The following is a 16248-nucleotide window of genomic DNA, read 5'->3' as shown; positions in this document are numbered from 1 at the left end:
TCGATATGAACACTTGAATCACAACAAAAGGCCCGCAAGGCCCGACGCCGGTGGATGGGCAGGTTTTCTGCCACGCTGAATCCGCTCCTCGAATGATCGACGTTCCGCGTGGGCACAAGTGCCCACCCTATCGACTATCGAATTAATCGCTGATTGATCGGCTCCGTGCAAGGACATGGCGAGCACCAGCGCCACATGCAAGGCCGCCGTATCGGCGCCATCCTGGATCTGATGCCGGCAGCTGGTGCCGTCGGCGACCACGATGCTGCCAGCGCCAGCCTTGCGCACCGCCGGCAGGAGCGTGAGCTCGGCCATCGCCATCGACGCCTCGTAATGCTCGGCCTCGTAGCCGAAGCTGCCGGCCATGCCGCAGCAGGAAGATTCAACCGTGGACAGCGCTAGCTGCGGAATCCATTCCAGCACGGCTTGCACCGGGCGCAAGGCATCGAAGGCTTTTTGATGGCAGTGTCCGTGCAGCAGGACCTTGTTGCCCGGCAGCGGCTTCAGATCCAGCTGCAGGCGGCCTGCATTTTTTTCCCGCACAAGAAATTCTTCAAACAGATAGGCCGACTGCGCCAGTTTTTTGGCCTCGTCGCCGTAGCCGTAATTGAGAAATTCGTCGCGCAAGGACAGCAGGCAGGACGGTTCCAGTCCGACGATGGCGATGCCGCGCTCGACATAGGGCAGCAAGGCATCCAGCGTCCTGCGCGCCTCGGCTTTTGCCTGGTCCACCAGGCCGGCGGACAGATAGGTGCGGCCGCAGCACAGGGGCCGGGCGCCGGCGACCGTGTTGAAATGGACCTTGTAGCCGGCGGCCTCCAGCACCTGCTGGGCGGCGCGGGCATTTTCCGGTTCCATGTAGTTGTTGAAGGTATCGACGAACAGCAGCACTTCGCGCTCGCTTGCAACGGCGGACCGGGCATCGGCCAGGAAGGCTCTCTTGAATTGCGGGAAGGCGCGCTGCGGTGCAAGGCCGAGGCGCTTCTTGACCCAGGTCGACAGCAGCGGAATTTTGTCGGCCACGGCGATCAGGCCGCCCATGCTGCTGGCGTAGGGCGCGTATTTCGGCATGAAGCCGACCAGCCGCTCGCGCAAGCCGAGACCGTGCTTGCCGACCCAGGCGGCGCGCGCTTCGATCTTGACCTTGGCCATGTCGACGCCGGTCGGACAATCGCGCTTGCAGCCCTTGCAGGAGACGCACAGGTCCAGCACTTCCTTGACCTCGGCGCTGGCCAGGCCTGCGCTGCCGAGCTGGCCCGAGAGCGCCAGGCGCAGGGTGTTGGCGCGGCCGCGCGTGACGTGCTTTTCATCCTTGGTGATACGGTAGCTGGGACACATGGTGCCGGCGTCGAACTTGCGGCAATGGCCGTTGTTGTTGCACATTTCCACCAGCTTGGCGAGGCCGCCGCTGCGGTCGCCGCCCGTGCCGGCTGCACTTTCCTCGCCGCTGAGCGGATCGCGTTTGACGTTCCAGACCGACCAGTCCAGCAAGGGCTGGTGCGGCAGCTCGGCGTAGCCAGGCGCAAAGCGAAAGTTGGCGGCATCGTCCATCTTCGGTGGCCTGACAATCTTGTCCGGATTGAAGCGGTTGTCCGGATCGAACAGGGTCTTGATTTCGCTGAAGGCAGCGTTGATCTTCGGGCCATACTGCCAGGCCACCCATTCGCCGCGGCACAGGCCGTCGCCATGTTCGCCGGAGTAGGCGCCCTTGTATTTGCGCACCAGCGCCGAGGCGGCGTCGGCGATTTCCCGCATGTCCTTGGCGCCGCCGCGGCGCATGTCGAGTATCGGCCGCACGTGCAGGGTGCCGACGCTGGCGTGGGCGTACCAGGTGCCTTCGGTGCCGTACTTGTGGAACACCTCGGTCAGCTGGCTGGTGTATTCCGCCAGGTGTTCGAGCGGCACGGCGCAATCCTCGATGAAGGACACCGGCTTGCCGTCGCCCTTCATGCTCATCATGATGTTGAGGCCGGCCTTGCGCACATCCCACAGGGCTTTCTGCTCGGCGACGCCGGACATCTGCACCACCGCTCCCGGCAGTTGCAGATCGGCCATCAATTCATCCAGGCTGGCCAGTTTCCGCAGCAGCGCTTCCAGCTGTTCGCCGGCGAACTCGACCAGCAAGATCGCTTGCGGCTGGCCTCTCATGGCTTTTTCAATCACCGGCTTGAAAGCCGGATTGCTCATCGACAGATCGATCATGGTGCGGTCGACCAGTTCGACCGCCGTCGGGCCCAGCTTGACGATGTGCTGGGTCAAGTCCATGGCCTGGTAGAAGGTCGGGAAATTCACCACGCCCAGCACCTTGTGCGCCGGCAGCGGCGCCAGCGCCAGGGTGATCTGGCGGCTGTAGGCCAGCGTGCCTTCCGAACCGACCAGGATATGCGCCAGGTTGGCCATGCCGTCGTCGGTATAGGCGCGCGGATTCTGGCAATCGAAGAGATCGATGTTGTAGCCGCCGACCCGGCGCAGAACCTTGGGCACACGCTCGGCAATCTCGCCCCGTTCGCGCGCGGCGATGCGCTGCAATCCTGCGACGATATCGCCGATGCGGCCGCCGCTTGCCATCTGCTCCAGTCGTCCGAAGCGTCCCTGCGTGCCGTCCGCCAGCACCGCATCGATGGCAGCGACGTTGTGCACCATGTTGCCGTATTCGATAGAGCGCGAGCCGCAGGAATTGTTGCCGGCCATGCCGCCTATCGTGCACTGGGCGGCGGTCGAGACATCCACCGCAAACCACAGGCCATGCGGCTTGAGCCAGGCGTTGAGGTGATCCAGCACCATGCCCGGCTCGACCGTTACCGTACGGGCGGCCGGATCAAACTCGATCACCTGGTTCAGCCATTTGCTGTTGTCGATCACCAGCGCCTCGCCCACGGTCTGTCCGCACTGGCTGGTGCCGGCGCCGCGCGCCAGGATGGGTACGCGGTTATCGCGCGCAATATCCAGCGCCAGCAGCAGGTCGGCCTGGTCGCGCGGCGCCACCACGCCGATCGGCATGATCTGATAAATCGAGGCGTCGGTCGCATAGCGGCCGCGGTCGGCCTGGCTGAACAGAACATCGCCGCGCAATTCGCGGCGCAGCTGCGTCGCCAGCGGAGATGCGAGGGTTGCAGCGCGCGGCACTAGATGTATGGGCTTGACCAGCATGGAGAAAATCCTGAAAAAATGGCGAGGCGGGGCAGGGCCTCGGGACAGTGCAAAATGAATCGGCGACAAGCCGGCGCTGCCGCCGGCCTATACGCCGGCCTTGGCGACGCCAGGCGCACTTCCGGCGGCCGCCTGCTCGAACTTGCTGTCAGGCTGCATGCGGAATGCCAGGAAGACGCCGAATCCCATCAGGATCATGCTGCCGACAAAGGGCAGTTCCCAGTTGCCGAAGCGGTCGATCAGATAGCCGGACAGCACCGGCGAAATGATGGCGGCCAGCGCCGAACCGGTATTCATCATGCCGCTGGCGGTGCCTGAATATTGGGGCGCGATATCCATCGGGATCGCCCACATCGGCCCGATCGTCATTTCCGCGAAGAAGAAGCCGGCGCCAAGGCACAGGATGGAGACGTAGACGTTATGGGTGTACAGCAGCGGCAGCAGGGATAGCAAGGTCAGCAACATGCAGACCGACACCATCTGGCTGCGCGCTCGCTTCAGGTTGCCGGTGCGCTTCAGAATCTTGTCGCTGACGATGCCGCCCAAGGTGTCGCCCACCACGCCGGCAAAGAACACGCTGGAGGCAAACAGCGCCGATTTCTTGATGTCCAGGTCGTAGCTGTGCAGGAAGTACTGCGGGATCCAGCTCAGGAACAGCCACAGGGTCCAGCCGTAGCAAAAATAGACGATGGTGACCGGCAGCATGCGCTTGAACAACGGGCCCCATGGAATCTTCGGATTGTTTTTCTTGGCCTGCGGCAGGATCGCCAGTTCTTCCGCGGTGATGCGCGGATGCTTTTCCGGATGTTCGGTAAACACGAAGGCCCACACCAGCACCCAGATCAGGCTGAACACGCCGAAGATATAGAAGGACTCGCGCCAGCCGTGAATCGCCATGATGAACACCACCAGCGCCGGCGCCACGGCATTGCCGATGCGGGCGAAGGCGTGCGTGATGCCTTGAGCGAAGCCGCGGTTTTCCTTGGCCACCCAGCGCGACATGGCGGTAGTGGCGGCCGGGAAGGTGGCGCCCTCGCCCAGGCCCAGCAGCAGGCGCGCCATCAGCAGCGAAAACAGGCCGCCGGCAAAGCCGGTCAAAATGGTGGCGATGCCCCACAGGATGCCGCAGTAGATCAGGGTGCGCTTGGCGCCGAATTTGTCGCTGACCCAGCCGCCAATGATCTGGAACACCAGGTAGGGATAGGCGAATGCCGAAAACACCAGGCCGATTTCAGTCTTGGATAGATTGAATTCCTTGGCGAAGCCGGCCGCGGCGGTGCTGACGTTGACGCGGTCGAGGTAGGTAATGAAATACATCAGGCATAACATGATCAGCACGACGGTGGTCGCGCGCAAACGCAGATGCTTCATGGTTGTCTCCAATATTATGTATATGGTCGGCATGCGCTGAAGAGCGCTTGCGCGCTCCCGGCCTGGCCCGCCCTCTGTGGGACGATGCCTGGCCGCTTCCGCCTGCATGCCGGAAACCAGCCGTTCTGGTTCTGCTACCCGAGGCCCCGGTCGCGGACCGGCGCCTGCTCGCTTCGTGCTGTTCTCATGCGGCTTTCAATACCGACTTGCGATGCTGCGCGCCGAGGTTGTCCATCGCCGCCACCACGCCGCTGCCGGCCAACGGCACGCCCGCCAGCTTCAGTCCCATCTCGCAGCCGGCCAGCGTCGCCATCAGGGTCAGATCGTTGGCTTCGCCCAGGTGGCCGATGCGGAACATGCCGCCCTTCATTTTTCCCAGTCCGGTGCCAAGCGACATGTTGAAATTTTCATAGATGGTCTTGCGGATCGCGTCCGCGTCGAAGCCGGGCGGCGTCATGACGCCGGTCAGCACCGGCGAGTAAAGGGCCGGATCGGCGCACTGGATTTCCAGGCCCCAGGCGCGCACCGCATCGCGGCAGGCGCTGGCCAGGCGCTGGTGACGCACGAAGACATTGTCCAGGCCTTCGCCCAGAATCATCTCCAGCGCTTCCGACAATCCATACAGCAGATTGGTGTTGGGGGTGTAAGGCCAGTAGCCGCTGGCGTTCATTTCAATGATGTCGGTCCAGCCCCAGAACGCCCGCGGCAGCGTCGCGCGCTTGCTGGCTTCGATGGCCTTCTGCGACACCGCGTTGAAGCTGATACCGGGCGGCAGCATCAAGCCTTTTTGCGAACCGGAGACGGTGACGTCGACGCCCCATTCGTCATGGCGGTAATCGGCTGACGCCAGGCCGGAAATGGTATCGACGATCAGCAAAGCCGGATGGCCGGCGGCGTCGATCGCCCGGCGTACAGCTGCGATATCGGAGGTGACGCCGGTCGAGGTTTCGTTATGCACCACGCACACCGCCTTGATCTGATGCTCGCGGTCCTGGCGCAGACGCGCTTCGATGCGGTCGGCCTGGACCCCATGGCGCCAGCCTTCGATGCCAGGCAAGCCGAGGAACTCCGGCTTCAGGCCCAGCGCTTCCGCCATCTTTTTCCAGAGCGTGGCGAAATGGCCGGTTTCATACATCAGCACCGTATCGCCCGCGCTCAAGGTATTGGTCAGCGCCGCTTCCCAGGCGCCGGTGCCGGAGGCCGGGTAGATCACCACCGGCTGCTCGGTCTTGAAAATCTTCTTGATGCCGGCCAGCACCTGCAAACCCAGCGCGCCGAATTCCGGGCCGCGGTGGTCGATGGTGGGATAGCTCATGGCCCGCAAAATCCGGTCCGGCACCGGGCTGGGGCCTGGGATCTGCAGGAAATGACGGCCGGCCGGATGGAAGTCTAGTGTCAACATTTACGTCTCCTTTTTGAACAAATTGTATTTTGCATTCAAAATACTTTAGCAGTCGACATTTCGGACGTAAAGGACTTTTTGTGATTACCCGACTTCTGTGAACGGCTTTAAGGCGATAAAAACCAATGAAAAATGGCACTATTTGTCAATTTATTGGCCTTTTTTGCATATTTACATTCAGATTCAAGCGCATAGACAGGAGGATTCTTAGGCGTCATATTTGATGCTAAAATAGAGAAAAATGCGCAAAAAAGGATTTTGAATGCAAAATACGATAACTGACGAAGAGATAAAAGCCGCGCCGCTGGTGCCGAAACTGGAACGTCAGCGTTTGCATGACACGGTGGTGGATCACTTGCGCAACCTGATCGTCGAAGCGGTGCTGACGCCGGGCACCAAGCTGAATGAACGGGAGCTGTGCGAAACCCTGGGCATTTCACGGACGCCGCTGCGCGAAGCCCTGAAAGTGCTGGCAGCCGAAGGCCTGATAGAGATCTCGCCGAACCGCGGCGCTTCGGTGTCGAAGATGTCGGAAACGGAAATCTGGGAAACCTTTGAACTGATGAGCGGCCTGGAAGCCATGTCGGGCGAGCTGGCCTGCGACCGCATCACGCCGGTCGAGCTGGCCGAGATCAAGGCTCTGCACTATGCGATGCTGGCCTGCAAGGCGCAAAACGACTTGCCGGGCTACTACAGCCGCAACCAGGCAATCCACGACAAAATCAATGACGCTGCCCGCAACTCGGTGCTGCGCCAGACTTACCTGACCCTCAACCGGCGCCTGCAAGCCTTGCGCTTCAAGTCCAATTTCCAGCCGCACAAATGGGATAGCGCGGCGCACGACCATGACGAAATGGTGAAAGCGCTGGAAGCGCGCGACGGCAAGCGCCTGGCGGCTGTGCTGCGCCAGCATTTGCTGGACAAGCGCGATGCCGTGCTGAGTGCGGCGGCCTTGCCCGCCACAGGCAAACCGGAAGCGCTGCCTTGAAACGCTGCCTTGAAATAGAATGTGAAGCGACGGCCGAGCGGCCATGCCGGATACGGGAAACATGCTGAACAACTTGCGCGACTATCTTGCAGTCGCATTCAAATGGCAACGCGGACGACAGGGCAGCGGCTACGACAAGATGCTGTTGCTGACGGCGCGCTGGCCGCTGCCTTTCGACAGCTACCTGATCCGATATCCGGTCGGCGCCGAGATTCCGCCGCATACCGATGCGGTCGCGCACGGCAAACATTACCGCCTGAACCTGGTGCTCAAACGCTCACCGCGCGGCGGCGAGTTCGTCTGCAGTGCGCCGATCTTCTCGACCGCGCGCATCAAGCTGTTCCGGCCCGATCAGTGCGAGCACAGCGTGACGCGGGTGGAAGGCGGCAGCCGCTATGTGCTGTCGATAGGCTGGATTAGCGAGAAGTAGCAGGCGCGCCGCGTCGGCGACGCGTCGATCAACGATCGGCGGCGCCGGGATTATTGACCGTCTGCGTAATTCTCCGGGAAGAAATGACGCTCCACCAACTCGATCAAAATATGTAGCACCTTGATGTGCAACTCTTGCACGCGGTCCGCAAACTTGCCGCCTGGAGTGCAGATGTAGACGCTGCTGAGCGCCTCCAAGGCTTCGCTCCGTTTGCCGGACAGGATGATCACGCTCATACCCTGCGCCTGCGCCGCCTGCGCCGCGCGGATGATGTTCTTGCTGGTGCCGCTGGTGCTGAGCGCCAGCAGGCAGTCGCCGGCGCGGCCGTGGCCTTCGATGTAGCGCGAGAATACCTGTTCGTAACCGTGATCGTTGCCGACGCAGGTCAGGTGGCCGGCATCGCTGATGGCGGTGGCGCCCAGGGCGGCGCGGTCGAGCCGGTAGCGGCCGGTCAGCTCCTCGGCAAAATGCATGGCGTCGCACATCGAGCCGCCGTTGCCGCATGAGTACACCCGGCCCTTGCGCTGGAACACATCGATCAAGAGCTGGCCCGCTTGTTCAATCGCGTCCAGCGCCGTCGGATTGGCGAGCAAGGCATTCAGTGATTGCTGTGCTTCGACCAGGCTTGCGTTGATGTATTGCTTCACTTTGAAAACTCCGTTCGCGTATTGGCGTTTGATGATTGGCGTTTGATGATCAGCGGTTGATGGTGCGGGTAACGCCGGTATCGATCACGCCGTAAGGTGTGACGCTGCTGCCGCTGATGCTGCCATTGCTGCCGCTGTCGCTGTTCGGCGACACGTGGCCGCAGGCTACAAGGAGGAAGCTGGCAATGACGAAAAAGAATAGGCGCATCGTGGTCTCAAGAATTGAATGGGTACTCTGACAGACAGGCTGGCGGGCGAAACGTTCCGGACCGGCCGGTGCGCCTGCTTGCCTGCATCATACTATTGATATTTTCTTAAATCATGACAGATCCTGTTTATCCATCGCTCTCGCTGGGTGGGCGTCCGTGGCCGTGCGGATAGACCTTAGTGCTTCCGGCCGCAATCCGCCATCAGCGTCATCAGCTCTTCGAATTCCGCCGGGCGTTCTGCCGCCAGCAAGGGAAACAAATGGTTGTGGTCGGTGTCCGCCACCACCCGCAGCCGGCGCGAACGCGCCTGGCGCGCAGACAGCACCAGCCGCTCCGGTATTTCCAAAGGGATGACGGCATCGCGCTCGGCGGCGATCACCAGCAGGTCACCCTTGAACTGCCGGAGGATTTCCCAGGCATCGCTGCCGGCCCAGCTGCGATGGCGGCGGATAACCTCCGAAAACAGCGGTCCGAACGGCAAGTCGTAGGCGGCGGGCGTATAGACCCCGGGCACGATCAAAATCAATCCGGCGACCTGCTGCGTCTGCGTCAGCCGGATGGCGTTGTAGGCGCCCATGCTGGCGCCGCATATCACCAGCGGGCCGGCCAGCGGGTCGACCAATTTCCTGGCGGCGATCACCGCCTCAGCCTGGCGCGAGCGGCTGTGCAGCGAAGACGTTGACAGGGCGCCGCCGGTGTCGCCATGGCCGATGCAATCGAAGGAAGTGGTGGCGATCCCGCGCTGCTGCAGCGCCGGCCGCAGGCCGGAACGGCTGGCGGTCGCCCGCGAACTGACGCCGGCGCCGTGCAGCAGCAGGATGTGCTGGGATGATGCGGCGGGCTGAAAATCGCCCTTCAGGATGGCATTTTCGTAAGAGACGTCAAAGGACTCGGTGGCTTGCATGATCGGGTAGGGAACGAGGATGGACAGGTCGCGCTGCGCTACCTTACCTCAACTCGGATCGTCTGCGTTATTTTTTGCTTGACCTCAAGTTAACTTGAGATTTTACACTCATCTCCGGTATCTGAAATCTTCTCGCCGCACTCTCACCAAACGCAGTGCGTCGCCACCCCAATCCGCCGGAGAAACAGCTATGGCTTCCCAGATTTATCTGGCGTCGATCGAAGCGGCAAAAATCGAAGTGCAAAAGCTGCACGTCAAGACCGACTTCCATCCGCAGGAAATGTTCAACCGGCTTGGCATCCAGGCCGATCTTGGCAACTACCAGGCGATCGACCTCGCCGCCTGAGTTCAGGCAGGCGCGCTGCTGATCGGGAATATTGAGCGGGGGAATGACGATAGCCAGCGCGCCAGCCTTTGCCTTGGCGGCGGGGCAGCCAGGCGGCCTTGTCTGACCTGACGGCTGCGGCCGGCGCCTTGCTCTCATCCGCTGTGAACTGGATGAAAAATGGCGGCGTGTAATGCGGAAGATGAAATTTTCCCGGGCGAGAAAATTTCATCTTTTTAAAGCTTCAGCAATTTGTTCTGCAATTATGCAGTCACTCAGGCAGGCTGATCAGGGACATCGCCCTCTTTGTTTTCTGCTTCCTTGTTTTCCAGGTGTTCGGTAACCGCTTCCACACCTTTGTAGCCGGCGACAGCGGCAATGCCTTCCGTCAGGATGGATGCGTTCGGATCCAATTTCTTGACACCTTCAACGGCCACCACAGCACCAATGACTTCTTCCAGAATACCCATGACCAACTCCTAAAAAATATCGAACAGCGGAATTTTTAACTGCGTAATCAATTACGCAAAACAGCTTCGCTCCATGCCGGAACGCGCCATGGCGGCATGACTGCGTTTTTCCGCAATCATGCCGCCATGCTCATCATAGTCGCGGCGTGCACGACATGCCGTACTTTATTTAGCGGCAGGGGCTGCTGTCTTGGCTTCTACCTTGGTGTCTGCCTTTGCCTCTGTCTTTACTTCTGCCTTCGCTGCAGGCGCCTTGGCCTTGGCCTTGGCCGCTTTACGGGCAACCTTGGTTTTTTCAGCTTTTGCAGTCTTGACTTTGGCTGCTGCAGGAGCTGCCTTGGTTTCGGTCTTGGCATCCGCCTTGACATCGGCCTTTACTGCCTGGGTAGTCGTTGCGGCGGCTGCAGGCGCTGCTGGAGCGGCAGGTGCGGCGGCTTGAGCGAAAACGGAAGTTGCGAACAGGCCAGCGATCAGAGTAGCGATTAATTTGTTCATTTGTGCACCTTAAAGTTATCTTGATTAACTCAGGTAATTCCCGAGGTCCTGAGCAATTAACGAGCGGTGCCGGCGGTATGTTGACGGCGATTACATACCGTTACAACTTCCAACATTTGCGGCGTATTGCGGAGCGCGGCATCGATTCCGGCACAAAAAAAAATTTCAGAATACTGCCTCGCAAATGCAGGGCGCGCCCGGCCGGTTCAATTTTTCTTGGGGCGGAAGCAGTAGCACCTCGGACAGAACCTCGATCGGGAAACCAAAGTAACAATGCAGGATAGAGGAGAGAAATTCCGGCTATAGCGCAGGCCGCATTGCGGAAAAAGCCAATTCGTCGCGCCAAATGCCAGAAGGCCATGAATGCGGGTATCCGCGTTCATGGCCTTCTGTTGTTCATGCGCGCGCCAGGCGCGGCATGAGCTGCCGATTTACTTAGAAGCAGCGTCCTTGGCTTCAGCTGCTTTCGGCTTGGCTTTGGCAGCCTTGTGGTGAGCCTTGGCCTTCACGTGCTTGGCTGGAGCAGCGGCAGCTTCGACAGCAGTGCGGTCATTGCGTGCGTCCGGATGGCTAGCCAGGACACCGCTGGCGTCTTGAGCTTGGGCGAATGGGGCAAATGCGATGAGGAGTGCAGCAGCACCTAGCAGCTTTTTCATTTTTCAATCCTTTAAATGGTTGAGGTTAACATCCGCGTTTGCTGCGGCATACGCTTAAAAACGCGGCTGGCGGAATTTGGTTGACCGCATTCTTGCTTATCTCCCCGATCCGCCGCTTTCTTCGACTACGCCGGTCGATATTGTTGCGCCACCGGCCGCTCCTACGCTCTTCGAAATGCCGCGTGGCTGAACGCAAGTCCTTGATTTCGCAAAGCATCTATCTGCATTGCGATTTTTGCAAAAACAAGGTTTTGCCGCAAGCAAACAGCTGCCGCCAAGACATCTGTGTGGACATTGAACAACAATAATTGCCACGCGCCATCACTATAAAGACCTCTTTCGTCATTAAATGTTAATTAGCCACCGCCGACGGCTCTTGCAGCCACGGCACCAAGGACGGCGCCACCGCGCTGCGCGGGCGAGAATGTCGTACAATTCTTAAAAGTTTCCCAAGAGATACTTTCACTTGCCCTTCTTGCCGTTTGTCGCATCCCACTTCATTCGTCTGTCAGGAGACCCACCATGCAATACACCATGCTCGGCCAGACCGGCCTGTTGATTTCCCGCCTGGCGTTCGGCGCCATGACTTTCACTTCCGGCAACAAAGACATAGGCGCCATCTACAAGGTCGGCGCGCAGCTGGCCGATGAGCTGGTCGGCCATGCCCTGAGCGCCGGCGTCAACCTGTTCGACACCGCGGACGGCTATGCCGGCGGCGAATCGGAGACCTTGCTCGGACAGGCGCTGAAATCGCGCCGCAACGATGTCGTGATCGCCACCAAGGTCGGCTTCCGCACCGGGCCGGCGCTGATGCAGTCGGGGCTGTCGCGGCGGCATATCCTGTGGTCTATCGACCAGAGCCTCAAGCGCCTCAATACCGACTGGGTGGATATCTACATCGCCCACCGGGAAGACCCGCACACGCCGCTGGAAGAAACGCTGTGGGCGCTGGATGCGGTGGTGCGATCCGGCAAGGCGCGCTATATCGGCTTTTCCAACTGGTCAGCCTGGAAGGTGGCGGCGGCGCTGGAAATCCAGAAAGCCAACGGCCTGGCGCCGTTCACCCACGGCCAGATGCACTATTCGCTGCTGGGGCGCGATGTCGAGCGCGACGTGGCGCCGATGATGCGCCGCTACGGCCTCGGCATGACGGTGTGGAGTCCGCTGTCCTCGGGTTTCCTGAGCGGCAAATACACCCCGCAAACCCTGTCCAGCCCCGACAACCGCTTCTCCGGCTTCGACCTGCTGCCGTTCGACAAGGAACATGGCTTTGCGGTGGTCGAGCACATGCGCGGCATCGCGCGCCGCCACAACGCCAGCGTGGCGCAGGTTGCGCTGGCCTGGCTGCTGGCCAAGGATGCGGTCAGCAGCGTTTTGATTGGCGCTTCGAAACTGCCTCAGCTGGAGGATAACCTCGGCGCCGCCGGCATCAAGCTGAGCGCCGAAGAAGTCGCCGAACTGGACGCCGCCACGCCGCTGGCGCCGGTGTATCCGAACTGGTTCATCGACAACCTGGCTGACCAGCCGGCGGTGGAAGCCCTGGGCCGCTAGGCAGGCAGCAGCCCCGGCTGCGGATCAGACGGTCTTGATGAACAGGGAAATCAGCTTGCGCGTGGTGGCGGTGTAGGGCGGGTAAAACATCTTGGTCAGCATGATGCGGCCGCGCACCACCGCGCGCTCGTGAGAAAACGCCAGGAAGCCGTGGTGGCCATGGCCGCTGCCGATGCCGGAATTGTTGACGCCGCCGAAGGGCAGGTTCCCGTGCAGGAACTGCACCACGCAATGGTTGATGCAGGCGCCGCCGGACGTGGTCTGCTGCATCACCTTGTCGATGTTTGCCTGCTTGCGGCTCCAGACGTACAAGGCCAGCGGCTTGGGATCGGCATTGATGCGCGCGATTACCGCACTCAGTTCGGTGAAGCTGATGATAGGCAGCAGCGGTCCGAAGATTTCTTCGCTCATGATCTTGGCGTCGTCCGGAATGCCGTCGATCAGGGTCGGCGCGATATAGCGCTGGCCGGCGTCGACCTGGCCGCCGGTCACCACCCGCGCGCCGCGCGCCTTGGCGTCGTCGAGCAGGGCCTTGACGCGCTCGGCATGGCGCTCGTTGACAATGCGCGCTAGGAACGGGCTGGCGGCTTGCTGCGCATCCTTGCCGTAGGCGTTTTCCAGGGTGGCGATGCAATGCTGCAGGAAGGCGTCCTTGACGCTGGCATGCACATACACGTGATCGGGCGCGATGCAGGTCTGGCCGTTGTTGGTGAACTTGGCCCAGAGGATATTCTGGGCAGCCATCGCCAGGTCGGCGCTTTCGTCGACGATGGTCGGCGATTTGCCGCCCAGTTCCAGCGTGACGCTGGCCAGGTGCTTGGCGGCCGCCGCCATGACGATCTTTCCGACCGCCGGCGAACCGGTAAAGAAGATATGGTCGAAGGGCAGTTCCAGCAGCGCCTGCGCCACCGGCGCCGGGCCCTCGAACAGCGCCACTTCGTCTTCCACGAACACTTCGCGCAGGATCTTGCCGATCACGGCGGAAGCATGCGGCGTCATTTCCGAAGGCTTGACGATCACCGTATTGCCGGCCGCCAGCGCCGACACCAGCGGCCCTAGGCTGAGGTTGACCGGATAGTTCCAGGGCGCCACGATCAGCACCCGGCCCTTGGGTTCGTACTGCATATAGCCCTGGGTGCCGACCGACAGCCGCGACGGCCACACCTTCTTCGGCTTCATCCAGCTGCCCAGCTTGCGGATGGCGTCATTGGCTTCGGCGATCACCGGCAGGATTTCGGTCAGCTCCACCTCGGCCGCAGGCTTGCCGAAATCGGCGAAACCGGCGGCGATGATCGCCTCGCGATTGGCCAGCACCGCCGCCTTCAGCTTGCGGATCTTGGCGATGCGCGCGGCCTTGCTGGATTGCCGCAAGCGCAGCGCAGTAGCGCGCTGGCGGTCAAACACGCGCAGGATTTCGCTCTTGATCTGGTCGAGCTCCAGCTCGGCGCCGGCTTCGTTCACGATGGTGTTCATAGTCTGCCTTTGATGTTTATTTTTATATACGTCAGCGAGAATTCCACTGTCTCGGCCAGGCGCCGCACGATGAGCGCATTTGCCCGGCTATGTCGTTCTCATGCGTGCCAATGACCCTTGCCGCCCCATCATATGCAACAAATGTGCGCTTGTAAAAACTAATCTCTAGAGGATTCATAGACAAATCTGACCAAGGATCCAGCCATGGCGCCGCTGCGGGAAAAGCACTCGCCGGCGCCGGCGAAGCACCACGGCAGGCAAAAGCCTGGCGTGAAAAATTACGCTACCATGGCCGTCGAAAAGACGCCTGATCGACAGCGGCCAGGTCCCGCGCGCCATGCAGCGGCGCGTGCAAGGCGCACCGCTGTCGCACCGCACGCTCAGCATCCAGCTCGGCCTCGCCAACCGCCTGCAGCCCGCCGCCCACTCGGTCAACCACATCCCCCTGATGGAAGAGCAAAAGCGCATGCTGGCGCCGCAGACGGATGGCATCAAGTGGTTCAACTACACCGTGCCGACCCTGCCCATGCCCGAACTGGCGCCGCCCGGCGGCAGCATCGTCGAAATGTTCGCCGCGGTCGATGAAAACCTGCCGCTGGACGCCTGGACTGAGCAAGCCAAGACTGCTGCCGCCGATACCGCCATCGCTGCATTGGCGCGGCAACAGCCACTCGAAATTGTGACCAGGCGCGTCACCAGCCCGAAAAACTACGCCGAGCGCATGCACCTGTTCGGCGGCGCCGTCTACGGCCTGTCGCCAGCGGCACGGCCGGACCAGCAATTTCCGCACAAGACGCCGATAGACGGCTTGTACCTGGCGGGACAGACCACTTATCCCGGATTCGGGGTGGCGACGGCGATGTTTTCAGGGGGGGGGTTGCGGCTGAAGCGCTGAGCGGGAAATAGGGCTGGAACGACGGCCGGGTCGCGGCCAGTTCTACCGCCCGGCGGACTCCGAAGCCGCCCACCGCGTCTCAAAACTCCCACAACAGTGTTAATTCTTGCAAAATTCGCCCGTTATGGGAATTTCCTTTTGGCAATTAAAGCCGCCAGCGGTTATGATTGGATAAGATTTTATCAACTAGTACATCGACAAAAAATATTGTTGAAATAGTATTTTTTGTTAGCAGTTCAATTCCCGGGGGCCCCCGCATGAGTAGCTTGCTTCAATCCCTGTCCACCTTGATCCAAGGCCGGCAGAACAACCGTATTCTTCGGCTGTCTTTTCCCCACGACGACGGCCCGCACGCCCAGCTGCTGGTGAACAAGCTCGATGCCGTCGAAAGCCTGTCGCGCGATTTTGACTACACCGTGGAATTGCTCTCCGATGACGCCGGGCTGGCCCTGAAGGATCTGCAAGGCAAGCTGTTCTGCGTGGAGCTGGTCCGTGCCGATGGCAGCCTGCGTTGCTTCTCCGGCTACTGCTTCGAATTCCGTCTTTCTCGCACCGACGGGAACATCACGTTTTATCAAGCCAAGCTGGGGCCCTGGACCCAATACCTGCGCCTGCGCAAGGACAACTACATCTTCCACGGCAAGACCCTGCGCGAACAGATCGACAGCATCTGCGCCGACTACGGCACATTGCCCGATTGGGACTACCGCGTCAGCGGTACTGATCCCGTCATGACGGACGCCATCCAGTTCGACGAAAGCGACCATAACTACGTCCATCGCCGGCTGGAAGCTGCCGGCCTGCTGTACTACTACGAACACACGGACAAGGGCCACAAGCTGGTCATCACCGATGACTCGACCCAGGCAGCCCCCATCGACGGCGGCGCAGAAATCCGCTTCCAGCGCCATGGCGGCGCGTTTGAGGAAGACGGCATCGGCGAGTTTTCTCCGGTGCGGCAGATCGTGCCCGGTTCGGTGTCGCTGTCCGGTTTCAACTTCAAGAGCCCGGTGCCGATCAATGCCGGCGTGCCGACCCTGAACAAGCAGGGCAATGTGCTCGATGTCGAATCCTATGAATATGCCGGTGCCTACGGCGTCAAGGGTGTTCAGGATGCCGATAAACTGTCGCGCCTGCGCATGGAAGAGATCGAAGCCGCGGGCAAGCACTTTGAAGCGGCGGGCAACAACCGCTATGTGCTGCCAGGACGCTGGTACCGCCTCACCGGCCATTTCTCTTCCAGCCCGTTTGCCAGCCATGAAGAAGCCGGCAAGAATGAATT

At 60.9% G+C, this 16248-nt stretch carries 16 protein-coding genes; 6 read left to right on the top strand and 10 right to left on the bottom strand.

Features of this window, described 5'->3' with window-relative positions:
* Positions 1–18 precede the first annotated feature (18 nt).
* The 3 genes from AC07V8_RS09670 to AC07V8_RS09660 all read right to left on the bottom strand — a co-directional run bounded on the left by AC07V8_RS09670 (position 19) and on the right by AC07V8_RS09660 (position 5923).
* Positions 19–3150: an FAD-binding and (Fe-S)-binding domain-containing protein gene (locus AC07V8_RS09670; RefSeq protein ID WP_494678018.1), complete on the bottom strand. Its 3132-nt coding sequence runs from the start codon at positions 3148–3150 to the stop codon at positions 19–21.
* 87 nt (positions 3151–3237) lie between these two features.
* Positions 3238–4521, bottom strand: a complete 1284-nt coding sequence (locus AC07V8_RS09665) for an MFS transporter (RefSeq protein WP_494678019.1) — start codon at positions 4519–4521, stop codon at positions 3238–3240.
* A gap of 184 nt (positions 4522–4705) precedes the next feature.
* Complete coding sequence (locus AC07V8_RS09660) at positions 4706–5923, bottom strand: pyridoxal-phosphate-dependent aminotransferase family protein (protein ID WP_494678020.1); 1218 nt, start codon at positions 5921–5923, stop codon at positions 4706–4708.
* Between the two features lie 262 nt (positions 5924–6185).
* On the opposite strand from AC07V8_RS09660, the gene AC07V8_RS09655 reads away from it, so the two are divergent.
* Both AC07V8_RS09655 and AC07V8_RS09650 read left to right on the top strand, forming a co-directional pair.
* Positions 6186–6911 (top strand): GntR family transcriptional regulator, encoded by a 726-nt coding sequence (locus AC07V8_RS09655; protein WP_494678021.1) that lies wholly within the window; start codon positions 6186–6188, stop codon positions 6909–6911.
* Between the two features lie 61 nt (positions 6912–6972).
* The gene (locus tag AC07V8_RS09650) at positions 6973–7341 is read left to right on the top strand and encodes a 2OG-Fe(II) oxygenase (RefSeq protein ID WP_494678022.1); all 369 of its coding nucleotides are present in this window, start codon (positions 6973–6975) and stop codon (positions 7339–7341) included.
* 50 nt (positions 7342–7391) lie between these two features.
* Here AC07V8_RS09650 and AC07V8_RS09645 read toward each other — a convergent pair whose 3' ends face one another.
* The 3 genes from AC07V8_RS09645 to AC07V8_RS09635 all read right to left on the bottom strand — a co-directional run bounded on the left by AC07V8_RS09645 (position 7392) and on the right by AC07V8_RS09635 (position 9101).
* Complete coding sequence (locus AC07V8_RS09645; RefSeq protein ID WP_494678023.1) at positions 7392–7988, bottom strand: SIS domain-containing protein; 597 nt, start codon at positions 7986–7988, stop codon at positions 7392–7394.
* A 49-nt stretch (positions 7989–8037) separates the two neighbouring features.
* Positions 8038–8196, bottom strand: coding sequence for a hypothetical protein (locus AC07V8_RS09640; RefSeq protein WP_494678024.1), 159 nt, complete (start codon positions 8194–8196; stop codon positions 8038–8040).
* 176 nt (positions 8197–8372) lie between these two features.
* Complete coding sequence (locus AC07V8_RS09635) at positions 8373–9101, bottom strand: alpha/beta fold hydrolase (RefSeq protein ID WP_494678025.1); 729 nt, start codon at positions 9099–9101, stop codon at positions 8373–8375.
* Between the two features lie 190 nt (positions 9102–9291).
* Here AC07V8_RS09635 and AC07V8_RS09630 point away from each other — a divergent pair, with 190 nt between their 5' ends.
* The gene (locus AC07V8_RS09630; RefSeq protein ID WP_494678026.1) at positions 9292–9447 is read left to right on the top strand and encodes a hypothetical protein; all 156 of its coding nucleotides are present in this window, start codon (positions 9292–9294) and stop codon (positions 9445–9447) included.
* 254 nt (positions 9448–9701) lie between these two features.
* On the opposite strand, the gene AC07V8_RS09625 is transcribed toward AC07V8_RS09630, so the two are convergent.
* From AC07V8_RS09625 to AC07V8_RS09615, 3 genes are all read right to left on the bottom strand, one after another.
* Positions 9702–9896 carry a hypothetical protein gene (locus AC07V8_RS09625; RefSeq protein ID WP_061935368.1) on the bottom strand — a complete coding sequence of 65 codons (195 nt, stop codon included), beginning with the start codon at positions 9894–9896 and terminating at the stop codon, positions 9702–9704.
* A 165-nt stretch (positions 9897–10061) separates the two neighbouring features.
* Complete coding sequence (locus AC07V8_RS09620) at positions 10062–10391, bottom strand: hypothetical protein (protein WP_494678027.1); 330 nt, start codon at positions 10389–10391, stop codon at positions 10062–10064.
* A 431-nt stretch (positions 10392–10822) separates the two neighbouring features.
* A complete protein-coding gene (locus AC07V8_RS09615; protein ID WP_494678028.1) occupies positions 10823–11047 on the bottom strand; it encodes a hypothetical protein in 225 nt (74 codons plus the stop codon).
* Positions 11048–11569: 522 nt separating this feature from the next.
* On the opposite strand from AC07V8_RS09615, the gene AC07V8_RS09610 reads away from it, so the two are divergent.
* Positions 11570–12598, top strand: a complete 1029-nt coding sequence (locus tag AC07V8_RS09610) for an aldo/keto reductase (protein ID WP_494678029.1) — start codon at positions 11570–11572, stop codon at positions 12596–12598.
* A gap of 24 nt (positions 12599–12622) precedes the next feature.
* Here the strand turns inward: AC07V8_RS09610 and AC07V8_RS09605 are convergent, their stop codons facing one another.
* On the bottom strand, positions 12623–14071 hold the full coding sequence (locus AC07V8_RS09605; RefSeq protein ID WP_494678030.1) for an aldehyde dehydrogenase family protein: 1449 nt from the start codon (positions 14069–14071) through the stop codon (positions 12623–12625).
* 349 nt (positions 14072–14420) lie between these two features.
* Here AC07V8_RS09605 and AC07V8_RS09600 point away from each other — a divergent pair, with 349 nt between their 5' ends.
* The gene (locus tag AC07V8_RS09600) at positions 14421–14966 is read left to right on the top strand and encodes a hypothetical protein (protein ID WP_494678031.1); all 546 of its coding nucleotides are present in this window, start codon (positions 14421–14423) and stop codon (positions 14964–14966) included.
* Positions 14967–15223: 257 nt separating this feature from the next.
* The coding region (locus tag AC07V8_RS09595; protein ID WP_494678032.1) for a type VI secretion system Vgr family protein at positions 15224–16248 on the top strand (1025 nt) is incomplete at its 3' end.

It is taken from the genome of Collimonas sp. GW821-FHT02H07 (assembly GCF_059421505.1).
This window is presented reverse-complemented; position numbering and strand designations above follow the sequence as displayed.

Bases quoted from the DNA above. Each gene is read 5' to 3' on its own strand.
- AC07V8_RS09660 (WP_494678020.1), bottom strand. From the start codon at position 5,923: ATGTTGACACTAGACTTCCATCCGGCCGGCCGTCATTTCCTGCAGATC.
- AC07V8_RS09610 (WP_494678029.1), top strand. From the start codon at position 11,570: ATGCAATACACCATGCTCGGCCAGACCGGCCTGTTGATTTCCCGCCTG.
- AC07V8_RS09650 (WP_494678022.1), top strand. From the start codon at position 6,973: ATGCTGAACAACTTGCGCGACTATCTTGCAGTCGCATTCAAATGGCAA.
- AC07V8_RS09655 (WP_494678021.1), top strand. From the start codon at position 6,186: ATGCAAAATACGATAACTGACGAAGAGATAAAAGCCGCGCCGCTGGTG.
- AC07V8_RS09625 (WP_061935368.1), bottom strand. From the start codon at position 9,896: ATGGGTATTCTGGAAGAAGTCATTGGTGCTGTGGTGGCCGTTGAAGGT.
- AC07V8_RS09640 (WP_494678024.1), bottom strand. From the start codon at position 8,196: ATGCGCCTATTCTTTTTCGTCATTGCCAGCTTCCTCCTTGTAGCCTGC.
- AC07V8_RS09630 (WP_494678026.1), top strand. From the start codon at position 9,292: ATGGCTTCCCAGATTTATCTGGCGTCGATCGAAGCGGCAAAAATCGAA.
- AC07V8_RS09670 (WP_494678018.1), bottom strand. From the start codon at position 3,150: ATGCTGGTCAAGCCCATACATCTAGTGCCGCGCGCTGCAACCCTCGCA.
- AC07V8_RS09615 (WP_494678028.1), bottom strand. From the start codon at position 11,047: ATGAAAAAGCTGCTAGGTGCTGCTGCACTCCTCATCGCATTTGCCCCA.
- AC07V8_RS09620 (WP_494678027.1), bottom strand. From the start codon at position 10,391: ATGAACAAATTAATCGCTACTCTGATCGCTGGCCTGTTCGCAACTTCC.
- AC07V8_RS09665 (WP_494678019.1), bottom strand. From the start codon at position 4,521: ATGAAGCATCTGCGTTTGCGCGCGACCACCGTCGTGCTGATCATGTTA.
- AC07V8_RS09635 (WP_494678025.1), bottom strand. From the start codon at position 9,101: ATGCAAGCCACCGAGTCCTTTGACGTCTCTTACGAAAATGCCATCCTG.
- AC07V8_RS09605 (WP_494678030.1), bottom strand. From the start codon at position 14,071: ATGAACACCATCGTGAACGAAGCCGGCGCCGAGCTGGAGCTCGACCAG.